The sequence below is a fragment of the Streptomyces sp. NPDC056144 genome (genome assembly GCF_042264145.1).
Lineage (GTDB): Bacteria > Actinomycetota > Actinomycetes > Streptomycetales > Streptomycetaceae > Streptomyces.
The window spans coordinates 113,329-125,308 of record NZ_JBHJVF010000010.1; the positions used below are offsets into that span (position 1 = coordinate 113,329).

Here is an 11,980-nt window from a genome sequence, read left to right on the forward strand (position 1 = left end):
AGCGACCCTTCCATCGTGCACGAAGGGCCGCTCCGGGGCCTTACTTGGCGAGGTGTTCGGGGCCGAACGCCTGCGGGAGCATCTCCCCCAGGGTCAGGAACCCGCCGGGCGTCTCCAGGACGAGCTCGGCGCCGCCGAACTCGTACAGGAGCTGCCGGCAGCGGCCGCACGGGACCAGGGACTCGCCCCGGCCGTCCACGCACACGAAGTGCGTCAGACGGCCGCCGCCGGTCGCCTGGAGCTGCGAGACGAGACCGCACTCGGCGCACAGGGCGAGGCCGAAGGAGGCGTTCTCGACGTTGCAGCCGGAGACCGTGCGCCCGTCGTCGACGAGGGCCGCCGCGCCGACCGGGAAGCCGGAGTACGGGGCGTACGCGCGGCCCATCGCCGCGCGCGCCTCGGTACGGAGGGCTTCCCAGCCGGACTCGGGGAGGGTCGACTCCGGGGACGACTCCGGGGACGACTCCGGAGAGGAGGTCGTCACTTGCCCTGGCCCTTTCGGTAGGGCAGACCGTCCGCCTTCGGCATCCGCAGGCGCTGCGCCGAGAGGGCCAGCACGAGCAGGGTGGTGATGTACGGGGCCGCGTCGACGAACTGGCTCGGGACCTCGTCCGTCAGGGCGTACCAGAGGAAGAAGACGGCCGAGAAGGCGGCGGCGACGATGCCGGGGACGTACTTCTTCTTGTACAGCTGCCAGACGGCGGCGATCACCAGGAGGACCGCGACGAGCAGCAGCAGCGCGTGGACGTTCTCGGCGCCGCCGCGCAGCTTGAGGCTGTCGGTGAAGCCGAAGAGGCCGGCGCCGAGCGCCATGCCGCCGGGCATCCAGTTACCGAAGATCATCGCGGCGAGACCGATGTAGCCGCGGCCGCCGGTCTGGCCCTCCTGGTAGATGCCGGTGGAGACGATCGCGAGGAACGCGCCGCCGAGGCCCGCGAGGGCGCCGGAGGTGGCGACGGCGATGTACTTGTACTTGTAGACGTTCACACCGAGGGACTCGGCCGCGACCGGGTTCTCACCGCAGGAGCGCAGGCGCAGACCGAAGGCGGTGCGCCACAGGAGCCACCAGGTCGCCGGGATGAGCAGGATGGCGACGACGGTCAGCAGCGACAGGTTGGTGACCAGGCCGCCGAGGATGCCGGCGATGTCGGAGATCAGGAACCAGTGCTTCTGCTGGAGGTCCTGGAGCCAGTCCGACAACCCTGGGATCGTGATCGTGGTGATCTCGTCGATGCGCGGGGACTGCTTGGAGGAGCCGCCCTCGGCCTCGGCGAAGGTGAAGTTCGACAGGTACTGCGTGAAGCCGACCGCGAGGATGTTGACCGCCACACCGGAGACGATGTGGTTCACGTTGAACGTGACGGTGATGATCGCGTGCAGCAGGCCGCCGAGCGCGCCGCCGAGCAGGCCGAACAGGACGCCCACCCAGGGGCCCCACTGGTAGCCGGCCCAGGCGCCGAACCAGGTGCCGAGGATCATCATGCCTTCGAGGCCGATGTTGACGACGCCCGCGCGCTCGGCCCACAGGCCGCCGAGACCGGCGAGGCCGATCGGGACGGCGAGCTGGAGCGCGCCGGAGACCTGACCGACGGAGGTGAGGTCGTCGGCGCCGGAGACGACCCGGACCAGCGAGAAGAGGACGAGACCGGCCGCGACGATCAGCATGATCCACGGCAGGGTGAGCTTCTGGCGTCCGCCGCCCTTGGGCGCGGCGCTCGGCTTGGTGACAGTGCCGGTGCTCATGCCGAGACCTCCTTGTCGGCTTCGGTCTTGATGGCGCCGCCGGCGGCGAGCTCCTCGCCGACCTTCTGCTGCTGGCGGCGGAGGCCGTAACGGCGGACGAGCTCGTACGAGACGACGACCGCGATCACGATGATGCCCTGCATGATCTGGGTGATTTCCTTCGGGTAACCCGCGGTGTCCAGCGACGAGGACGCCTTGTCGAGGAACGCGAAGAGCAGGGCCGCGAAGAGGATGCCGACCGGGTGGTTACGGCCGAGGAGGGCGATCGTGATGGCGGTGAAGCCGACGCCGACCGGGAAGTCGAGGCTGTACGTGTGGGACTCGCCGAGCAGCGTCGGCATGCCGGAGAGGCCGGCCAGGGCGCCCGAGAGCAGCATCGAGGTGAGGATCATCCGCTTGGCGTCGACGCCGCTGGCCTGGGCGGCGGACTCGCTGGCGCCGGTGGCGCGCAGGTCGAAGCCGAACCGGGTGCGGTTGAGGACGAACCAGTAGACGACGCCGAGGGCGAGCGCGACGAAGGTGAAGCCGTAGATGACTCCGTTGCCCTCGCCCATGTCGATGCCGGGGAACCAGCCGGACTCGGAGATCTCACCGGTGGTGAGGTTGTTCGAGCCCTCGGGCTGGACGCCGAAGTTCTTCGGCAGGATCAGCCAGGCGACCAGGGAGGTCGCGATGGCGTTCAGCATGATCGTCGAGACGACCTCGGACACACCGCGGGTGGTCTTGAGGAGACCGGCGATGCCGGACCAGAAGGCACCGGTGAGCATCGCGACGAGCACGATCAGCAGGATGTGCAGCGGACCGGGGAGCTCCACGGAGGCGCCGACGAGGGCCGAGACCATCGCCGCGAGGCGGTACTGGCCGTCGACGCCGATGTTGAAGAGGTTCATCCGGAAGCCGATGGCGACAGCCAGGGCGGCCAGGTAGTAGATGCCCGTCTGGTTGACGATCAGTACCTGGATGTCCGTGTACTCGGCGTTCTCGATCATCAGCCGGATCGGCTCGATCGGGTCGAGACCCGTCGCGAGCAGCACCAGGACGGTGAGGACGAACGAGGAGACGAGCGCGAGCACCGGGCCCGCGGCCCCGATGATCAGCTTGTCCTTGTCGAATTTCATCATCGGGCGTCACCGTCTTCGGACTGCTCGGTGCCTTCGAGGTGGCCGGTGGCCGCGCCGGTCATGGCGGAGCCCAGCTCCTCGGGCGTGATGGTGGCGGGGTCGGCGTCCGCGACGAGCTTGCCGCGGTACATGACCCGGAGGGTGTCGGAGAGGCCGATCAGCTCGTCGAGGTCGGCGGAGATCAGCAGGACCGCCAGGCCCTCGCGGCGGGCGTCGCGGATGGCGTCCCAGATCTGCGCCTGCGCGCCGACGTCCACACCACGGGTGGGGTGGGCGGCGATCAGGAACTTCGGGGCGTGGCTCATCTCGCGGCCGACGATCAGCTTCTGCTGGTTGCCGCCGGAGAGGGAGGCCGCGGTGACGTCGATGCCGGGGGTCCGGACGTCGTACTCGCGGACGATCCGCTCGGTGTCCTTGCGGGCGGCCTTCGGGTCGAGGATGCCGCGCTTGGAGTTGGGCTCCTCGGTGACGTGGCCGAGGATGCGGTTCTCCCAGAGCGGGGCTTCGAGGAGCAGGCCGTGGCGGTGGCGGTCCTCGGGGATGTAGCCGATGCCGCCCTCGCGGCGCTTGCGCACCGAGACCTTGGAGATGTCCTGGCCGTCGAGGCTGATGACACCCGCGTCGGGGGTGCACATGCCCATGAGGGCCTCGATGAGCTCGGTCTGGCCGTTGCCCTCGACGCCGGCGATGCCGAGGATCTCGCCCTTGTGGATGGTGAGCGAGATGTCGTCGAGGAGCTTGCGGCCGACCGCGACCTCCTCGTGGACCGTGACGGCCTTCGACGGGTCGGCGGGAGCGGCCGTGGTGAGCGGGGCACCGCCGGTGCCGCTCTCGACCAGGGTCAGGTTCGCGACCTGGAGCATCGGCACGTCGGTGACGGTCGACTCGCGGGTCTCCGGCGAGGGCAGCTCGCTGCCGACCATCAGCTCGGCGAGCTGCTTGGTGGTGGCGGTCTTCGGGTCGGCGGTGCCGACGGTGGTGCCCCGGCGGATGACGGTGATGTCGTCCGCGACCTTCAGGACCTCGCCCAGCTTGTGCGAGATGAAGATGACGGTCAGGCCCTCGGACTTGAGCTCGCGCAGGTTGTCGAAGAGCGCGTCGACCTCCTGCGGGACGAGCACGGCGGTCGGCTCGTCGAGGATGAGGATGCGGGCGCCGCGGTAGAGGACCTTGAGGATCTCCACGCGCTGGCGGTCGGCGACACCGAGGTCCTCGACGAGGGCGTCGGGGCGGACCCCGAGGCCGTACTGGTCGGAGATCTCCAGGATCTTCTTCCGCGCCTTGGCGCCGATGCCGTAGAGCTTCTCGCCGCCGAGGACGACGTTCTCCAGGACGGTGAGGTTGTCGGCGAGCATGAAGTGCTGGTGCACCATGCCGATGCCGCGCGCGATGGCGTCACCGGGGCTGGAGAAGGTGACCTGCTCGCCGTCGATGGCGATGGTGCCCTCGTCCGGCTTCTGCATGCCGTAGAGGATCTTCATGAGGGTCGACTTGCCGGCACCGTTCTCGCCGATGAGGGCGTGCACGGTGCCCTTGCGGACCGTGATCGCGATGTCCTTGTTGGCGACGACGCCGGGGAACCGCTTGGTGATGCCGTGGAGTTCTACGGCAGGGGGGCTGGACGCGTTGATGACGCACTCTCCTTGGCCGGAAGGAGTGGGAGCGGGGAGGCAGGGCGGGGCGAAGTTATCGTGCCAGGGAGACATCTACACGCGTAGCGCTGCCGAAAAATGAAAACCCGTACGGGAATGGGACCCAGGCCCGGGTCCGGTGGGCTGTGCCACCGGACGCCGGGCCCGGGAATCAGGTCGTGACCTGCGGTCCTTACGGAGCGGTCTTGACCGTGATCTTGCCGTCGACGATGTCCTTCTTGGCCTTGGCGACAGCCTCGGTCACGTCGGTCATCTTGGTGTAGGCCGGGTTCGACTCGGCCAGGCCGACGCCGTCGGTCGCGAGGCCGTAGCGGACCTCACCGGACTGCGGCTTGCCGTCCTTGACCGACTTGATCAGGTTGAAGACGGAGTCCGAGACGTCCTTGGTGACCGAGGTCAGGATCTGGGCCTTGTACTTGGCCAGACCCGCCTGGTTGTACTGGTCGGAGTCGACGCCGATGGCCCACTTGCCCGCGGTGGAGGCGGCCTCGATCGCGCCGGAGCCGGCGAGACCGGCGGCGGCGTAGACCACGTCGGCGCCCTTGTCGAGCTGGCCCTGCGCGGCGGCCTTGCCCAGGTCGGGCTTGGCGAAACCGTCGAAGTTCGGCGGCTGGGTCAGGTACTGGACGAGCACCTTCGCCTTGGGGTTGGTGTCCTTGACGCCCTGCGCGAAGCCCGCCTCGAACTTCTTGATCAGCGGAACCTCGACACCGCCGATGAAGCCGACCGTGCCGGTCTTGGACGCCTTGGCGGCGGCGACGCCGGCCAGGTAGGAGCCCTGCTCCTCGTTGAAGACCAGGTTGGCGATGTTCGCGCCGGTCTTCGAGGTGTCGTCGATGATGCCGAAGGTGGTCTTCGGGTACGCCTTCGCGACCTTCTCGATCGCCGGGGCGTAGGCGAAGCCGACACCGATGACCGGGTTGTTGCCGGCGCGGGCGAGCGCGGTGAGGCGCTGCACCTTGTCGGCGTCGCCCTCGCCGGCCGACGGCTCGGCCTCGGCACCCTTGACGCCGAGCTCGTCCTCGGCCTTCTTCAGGCCCGCGTAGGCGGCGTCGTTGAACGACTGGTCGCCACGGCCGCCGATGTCGTACGCGATGGCGGCCTTGGTCGCCTTCGAGTCGGAGCTGGAGCCCGAGTCGTTGGACGACTTGCCACAGGCGGTGGCGGACAGGGCGAGCGCCGCGGAGGCGATGCCCACGGTCGTGATCCTGGTGATCCGGCGCAAGAGGAGGGTCCCTTCAAGACTGACCGAAAGCGCCTCTTCCGGCGCTGGTTTCGCGGCGATCGTAACGCGCGTAGATGTCAGTTAAAGACCCGTTCATGAGTCGTTATCGGATCGTCGCAAGGTCCCGGGAGGGGGCCACGGGCGGCGTTCGACCAGGTACCGCCGGTTATACAGGCTGGTACGAGCCTTGGCCAGAGCGCGAATTGGGACACGCCGGGCCGTCGGCCGGACGGCTGAGGAGTGCCTTTCGCGCTCATCTGAGCGGACCTACGTGGGATTGATCACCCGGCCCCGATTCCCGGGGTTCAGCGACGTACGTCCGCGTCGAGGAGGGCCGCGGCGGTGAAGAGTTCGACCGCCGACTCGATGCTCCGCTCGTCCACGTCGAAGTCGCCCGCGTGGAGGTCCCGGACGCGCGTGTCGCCGGGGGTGCGGACGCCGAGGCGGGCCATGGCGCCGGGGACGTGCTCCAGGTACCAGGAGAAGTCCTCGCCGCCGAGGCTCTGCTCGGTGTCCTCGATGGCGTGCGCGCCCCTGCGGGCGGTCATGGCGTCGGCGAGGAGCTCGGCGACGGCCGCGTCGTTGACGACCGGGGGGACGCCCCGGACGTAGTTCACCGTCGACTTGGCCCGGTGCAGGCTCGCGACCTCGTCGATCGCCGCGTGGATGAGGTCGGGCGCGGCACGCCAGGTGGGCAGGTCGAGGCAGCGGACGGTGCCGGAGAGCTCGGCGTGCTGCGGGATCACGTTGGGCGCGTGGCCGGACTCGATACGGCCCCAGGTGACGGAGAGGCCCGAGCGGGCGTCGACGCGGCGGGAGAGGACGGCCGGGACGTCGACGGCGACGCGGGCGGCGGCGGTGACGAGGTCGGTCGTCAGGTGCGGGCGGGCGGTGTGGCCGCCGGGGCCGTCGAGGGTGACTTCGAGCCGGTCGCAGGCGCTCGTGATGGGGCCGACGCGGAGCCCGATCTTGCCGACGTCGACCTTGGGGTCGCAGTGGACGGCGATGATCCGGCCGACGCCGTCGAGCACCCCGGCCTGGATGGCGTCGGCGGCGCCGCCGGGGAGCACCTCCTCGGCGGGCTGGAAGAGGAGCCGTACGGGGGCGGGCAGCCGGCCCTGGCGGGCGAGCTCGGCGAGGACGAGCCCGGCGCCCAGGACGGTGGTGGTGTGGACGTCGTGTCCGCAGGCGTGGGCGCGGTTGGCCACGGTGGAGCGGTAGGCGACGGTCTTCACGTCCGGGATGGGCAGCGCGTCGAGGTCGGCGCGCACGGCGAGCATCGGCCGGTGCCTGTCCGGAGTTCCGATGTCACAGATGAGTCCCGTGCCGCCAGGAAGGACCTTCGGCGCGAGGCCGGCCGCCTCCAGGCGGGCCTTGAGCGCGGCGGTCGTACGGAACTCCTGGTTGCCCAGCTCGGGGTGCATGTGCAAGTCCCTGCGGAAGGCGATCAGTTCGGCGCGCAGGGGTGCGGACAGCGTTCCGGGCAGGGTGGTGGAGCCTGGCTCACGGGACTTCAACTGGTTCACCTTTTGAAGGGTAGGCCCCTTTGGAGATCAACTGCCCATTGATCACGAAAAGTTCAGCCCGATAGGGGAAAGATTCTCGGTTTACCAGGCATGAAGGTCCCACGATGTGGGTAGGGTCGCTCGATCCCTGTGCCTCCTCAGCCGAATTCCAGTCGGGTGCTCAGGCGGTCGACCTCGTGGGCCGCCGTGCCCGCGATCCCCGACAGGAAGCCCTGGGCGCGCGGTGAGGCGGTGGCCCGGAGCCACTCGGGCGCGATCTCGACGACGGCGACCTTCACGCCCGTGCCGACGAGGGCCAGCGGCAGCGTGTGGACGACCGTGGACGGAAAGCTCACGACCGTGCGGCCGATGGGTCCGCGGCGGGCGATGAGCTCCAGGGGCAGGTCGGGCCGGACGATCTGGAGGCCGGTCCCGACGGCGACGGCGTGCAGCTTCTCGGCGCTCTCCCTGCGGTGCGCGAAGTAGCGGGTCGCCCCGTGCGCCCGGGCCAGCCCGCCGACGACCCGCAGGTAGTGGTCGGAGTCGACGACCCCGGTCTCCACGAGCGAGGTGCCGACCAGGTCCGCGCCGCCGGTGAGGGAGGGCGGTCCGAAGCGGTCCCGGGTCCAGGCGTAGTCGTTCCGCGTGACCTCGACGCCGGGGGGCGCCTCGACGGGCAGGGAGGTGAAGATCTCGACCGTACGGCCGCGGGCGGGGGCGAGGCGCCGTCTGGCCATCGAGGTGACGGGGGCGAGGACCAGCTCGCGCGGGCCGAGGCTGCCCTTGCGGTGCCAGCGGACCAGGCGCTCGCCGCGGCCGAGCTGGGCGGCGAACTCCATCGTCGCGGTGCCGTCGTCGACCACGGTGAGGCACCGCGGGGCGAAGAGCGTCAGGAGGAGCTGGACGTAGCGGGAGAACGGGTCACCGATGACGACCCGCTCGGCCGCTCGCAGCGGCCCGGCGAGCCCGCGCAGGGTGCGGGCGAGGGCGCCGCGGCCGGCGCGGGCCTCCTGCCAGTGGACGGTGAGCCCGTCGTCGCGGGCCAGCTGGGCCATGCGGCGCAGCTGGCCCCGCGACATGGGGTCGGTCGGCGAGAGGACGACGACCGTGAGGGCGGGCGCGGGCGGCTCGCCGGGGGCCCGGCCGGGCGCCTGCGTGTGCGCCCATTCCAGGACGTTGAGGAGCTGGACCGGGCTCTCGACGAACGCCAGCTGCCCGGTCATGCGGCGACGAGCCCCTGGACCCGGCGGAGCTTCTTCATCGGGCCGAGCTCCGACTCGTACACCTTCTTGATCCCGTCGCCGAGCGCGGTCTCGATGGTGCGGATGTCGCGGACGAGGCGCTGGAGGCCCTGCGGCTCGACGGAGGCGGCCTGGTCGGAGCCCCACATGGCGCGGTCGAGGGTGATGTGGCGCTCGACGAAGGTGGCGCCGAGGGCGACGGCGGCCAGGGTGGTCTGGAGGCCGGTCTCGTGGCCGGAGTAGCCGATCGGGACGTTCGGGTACTCCTCCTTGAGCGTGTTGATCACGCGGAGGTTGAGCTCCTCGGCCTTGGCCGGGTAGGTCGAGGTGGCGTGGCAGAGCAGGATGTTGTCCGAGCCGAGGACCTCGACGGCGTGCCGGATCTGCTTCGGCGTCGACATGCCGGTGGAGAGGATCACCGTGCGGCCGGTGGCGCGCAGCTCGCGGAGGAGCTCGTCGTCGGTGAGGGAGGCGGAGGCGACCTTGTGGGCCGGGACGTCGAACTTCTCCAGGAAGGCGACGGCCTCGGTGTCCCACGGGGAGGCGAACCAGTCGATGCCGCGCTTCTTGCAGTGCTCGTCGATGGCGCGGTACTCGTCCTCGCCGAACTCCACGCGGTGGCGGTAGTCGATGTAGGTCATGCGGCCCCAGGGGGTGTCGCGCTCGATGTCCCACTGGTCGCGCGGGGTGCAGATCTCCGGGGTGCGCTTCTGGAACTTGACGGCGTCACAGCCGGCCTCGGCGGCGACGTCGATGAGCGCGAGGGCGTTCTCCAGCTCGCCGTTGTGGTTGATGCCGATCTCGCCGGTGATGTAGACGGGCTGACCCGGGCCGGCGGTCTTGGAGCCGAAGGTGCGCAGACGGGTGTTCACGGTGGTTCCTTAGGAGTTGGTGGTGCGGGGGGTGCTGAGGGGCGTGGGGGCGGTGAGCTCGGGTCCGAGGAGCCAGGCGGCGATCTCGCGGATCGCGCCGAAACCGCCGGGGGTGGTGGTGACCGCGCGGGCCGCGGCCCGTACGGAGTCGTGGGCGCTGCTCACGGCGACGGGCCAGCCGACGAGGTGGAAGCAGGGCAGGTCGTTGACGTCGTTTCCGGCGTAGAGGACGCGCTGGGGGTCGATGCCCTCGGCGTCGCACCACTCCTTGAGGGCCCGGTCCTTGCGGTCGATGCCGTGCAGGACGGGGATCTTGAGCTTGCGGGCGCGGGCCGCGACGACGGCGTTCTGCTCGGTGGAGAGGATGAGGACGGGCAGTCCGGCGCGGCGCAGGGCCGCGATGCCGAGGCCGTCGCCGCGGTGGGCGGAGACGAACTCGCGTCCCTCCGCGTCGAGATGGACCCGGTCGTCGGTCTGCGTGCCGTCGAAGTCGAGGACGACCGCGTCGACGTCGGCGAAGCCCGGGGTGGCGGGCGCGTCGAGGAGCGGAGCCAGGGCCTTGGCGCGGGCGAGGTCGTGCGGGTCGTCGATCTCCAGGACCCGGGCGGGGTCGGTGACGACGAGCGCGGTGCGGCCGAAGAAGCGGTGGCCGTGGGTGCGGAAGCCGGGCGCGTCCATCGCGTAGACGGCGCCGGTCTCCAGGTATTCGGGCTCGCGGTCCTGGCGGCGGGGCCGGTGGGCCTTGTCGTGGTTGACGCCCTCGGCGCCGCCCTCCGCCGTCTCGCGCCACAGGAATCCGTGGGTGGGGGCGGCCGTGAAGGCGGTGTCCGCGGCGCCCGAGGCGACCCGGTCGGCGGTCTCGGCGACCTCGGCGGAGGTGAGGAAGGGGCTCGTGCACTGGACGAGGAGGACGACGTCGGCGGGGCGGCCGTGGACCGCCTCGAAGGCGTCCATGGCGTGCAGGACGGCCGCCTCGCTGGTCGCGGTGTCCCCCGCGATGTCGGCGGGGCGGCGCACGGCCTCGGCCCCGGCGGTACGGGCCGCCGCCGCGATGGCCTCGTCGTCGGTGGAGACGACCACGTGCGTGACGGGCCGGGCACCGAGGCAGGCGTGGACGGCGCGGGCCACCAGGGGGACCCCGGCGACGGGGACGAGGTTCTTGGCGGGGACGCCCTTGGAGCCGCCCCGGGCGGGGATCACGGCGAGGACCGTGGGGGTCCGGCTCGCGTGCGGGCTCGTCGGCCGGCTCGTCGGCTCGTTCTTCGGCATCACAGTTCTCCCAGGCGGCGGATGACGGGGGCCACGCGCTGCACGCCGTGGCGGTACGCGCCCCGCGCGGCCTCCCGCACGACCCGGCGCAGTCCGCTCTCGCGGGGCTCCGGCGCGGTGACGTCCAGGCGGTGGCGGGCGAGGATCCCCGGCAGGTACCCGGGGGCCGTCTCCGCGGTGTAGTAGGGGCGGAGCGGGGGCAGCGCGGGGAGCGCGAGGAGCGCGGCGACGCGGTCGCGGGCCGCGTCGAAGGCCGACTCGTACGGGGTGTCGGAGGCGACGCCCTGCCGGCCGAGCCACTCCTCGTCCGGCACGGGGACGCGTCCCTTGTCGAGCCGGTCGAAGGAGGTGAGCAGGCCGGAGCCGACGAAGTGGTGGTTGCCGAGCGCCTCGCGGATGCCGAAGTCGGTGAGGATCGCGGTGGGGATCCGCCGGTGGAGCGCTTCGAGGGCGGCCGTGGAGGAGACGGTGACCAGGAGGTCGGTGCGGTCCAGGACCTCGCCCATGTTCCCGTACACGAGACGGAAGTTGGCGGGTGCGTCGAGTTCGCGGACCAGCTTCTGGTACGGGAACTCCTCCAGGTGCGTGGTGTGTTCGCCCGGCTTCGAGCGGAGCTTGAGGAGGACCTCGCGGCCGGGGTGGAGCCGGGCGTGCTCGGTCAGCCGGCCCAGGAGGTAGGCCCGTTCGGCCCGGGTGACGGGCACGGAGGGCTGCGCGGCGAAGACGAGGGTGTCGCGGCCGGCCAGGGGGGCGTACGGGGCTCCGCCGAGGAAGGGGAGCGCGGCCTCGACGACGGAGTCGGCTCCGGCGCCGGAATCGGCTCCGGCTCCGGAATCCGCGCCCACTCCTTCGTAGCCCACTCCTTCGTACACCGCGCGGAAACGCTCGGCGTCGTGGCGGGAGTTGGCGAGGACGACGTCGGCGCCGTGGCGGAGGAGGAGGCCGTCGGCGAGCTTCTCGTACACGACCCCGACGTAGCCGGTCACGATCACCGGGCGGCGCTTCAGGCCGAGGTCGGCGATGCCCTGGAGGACCGCGCGGACGGTGCCGCCGACGAGGGCGAGGACGAGGACGTCGTACCCCTCGCCGCGCGCCTCCGCGTCCCGCACCTCGCGCAGGAACTCGGCGCCCGTCACCTCGCGCGGGGCGACCCGGGAGACCCCGGTCTCGGCGAGCTGGCGTGCGGTGGGAGTGGCCCTGCCGCGCAGGACGAAACCGGTGGGTTCGGCTGTCGCCGCGGTGATGCGGCGCGCGGTGAGGGCGCCCCATTTCCACCGGGTGTCGGAATCTGCGAGTACGGCGGTCCGTACCGCTTCGCTGCTACTTGCTGGCACGTCGAGGACGCTAGAAGG

At 71.1% G+C, this 11,980-nt stretch carries 10 protein-coding genes; all 10 read right to left on the reverse strand.

Annotated features, from left to right (window positions below; all coding sequences use genetic code 11):
- Nucleotides 1-40: 40 nt before the first annotated feature.
- Nucleotides 41-484, reverse strand: coding sequence for a cytidine deaminase (locus tag ACFC0Z_RS26720; protein ID WP_376442814.1), 444 nt, complete (start codon nt 482-484; stop codon nt 41-43).
- Nucleotides 481-1,743, reverse strand: coding sequence for an ABC transporter permease (locus tag ACFC0Z_RS26725; protein ID WP_376442817.1), 1,263 nt, complete (start codon nt 1,741-1,743; stop codon nt 481-483). The genes ACFC0Z_RS26720 and ACFC0Z_RS26725 overlap by 4 nt, the downstream gene beginning before the upstream one ends.
- Nucleotides 1,740-2,864 carry an ABC transporter permease gene (locus ACFC0Z_RS26730; RefSeq protein WP_376442820.1) on the reverse strand — a complete coding sequence of 375 codons (1,125 nt, stop codon included), beginning with the start codon at nt 2,862-2,864 and terminating at the stop codon, nt 1,740-1,742. The genes ACFC0Z_RS26725 and ACFC0Z_RS26730 overlap by 4 nt, the downstream gene beginning before the upstream one ends.
- Nucleotides 2,861-4,570, reverse strand: a complete 1,710-nt coding sequence (locus ACFC0Z_RS26735; RefSeq protein ID WP_376442823.1) for an ABC transporter ATP-binding protein — start codon at nt 4,568-4,570, stop codon at nt 2,861-2,863. The genes ACFC0Z_RS26730 and ACFC0Z_RS26735 overlap by 4 nt, the downstream gene beginning before the upstream one ends.
- A 118-nt stretch (nt 4,571-4,688) precedes the next feature.
- Complete coding sequence (locus tag ACFC0Z_RS26740) at nt 4,689-5,741, reverse strand: BMP family protein (protein ID WP_376442826.1); 1,053 nt, start codon at nt 5,739-5,741, stop codon at nt 4,689-4,691.
- A gap of 305 nt (nt 5,742-6,046) precedes the next feature.
- Nucleotides 6,047-7,267, reverse strand: a complete 1,221-nt coding sequence (locus ACFC0Z_RS26745) for an amidohydrolase (protein WP_376442829.1) — start codon at nt 7,265-7,267, stop codon at nt 6,047-6,049.
- Between the two features lie 137 nt (nt 7,268-7,404).
- On the reverse strand, nt 7,405-8,469 hold the full coding sequence (locus ACFC0Z_RS26750) for a hypothetical protein (RefSeq protein WP_376442832.1): 1,065 nt from the start codon (nt 8,467-8,469) through the stop codon (nt 7,405-7,407).
- Nucleotides 8,466-9,359: an N-acetylneuraminate synthase family protein gene (locus ACFC0Z_RS26755; protein WP_376442835.1), complete on the reverse strand. Its 894-nt coding sequence runs from the start codon at nt 9,357-9,359 to the stop codon at nt 8,466-8,468. Before ACFC0Z_RS26755 ends, ACFC0Z_RS26750 begins: the two co-directional genes overlap by 4 nt.
- A 9-nt stretch (nt 9,360-9,368) precedes the next feature.
- Nucleotides 9,369-10,628 (reverse strand): cytidylyltransferase domain-containing protein, encoded by a 1,260-nt coding sequence (locus tag ACFC0Z_RS26760; protein WP_376442838.1) that lies wholly within the window; start codon nt 10,626-10,628, stop codon nt 9,369-9,371.
- On the reverse strand, nt 10,628-11,962 hold the full coding sequence (locus ACFC0Z_RS26765) for a DUF6716 putative glycosyltransferase (protein ID WP_376442841.1): 1,335 nt from the start codon (nt 11,960-11,962) through the stop codon (nt 10,628-10,630). Before ACFC0Z_RS26765 ends, ACFC0Z_RS26760 begins: the two co-directional genes overlap by 1 nt.
- Between the last annotated feature and the right edge of the window lie 18 nt (nt 11,963-11,980).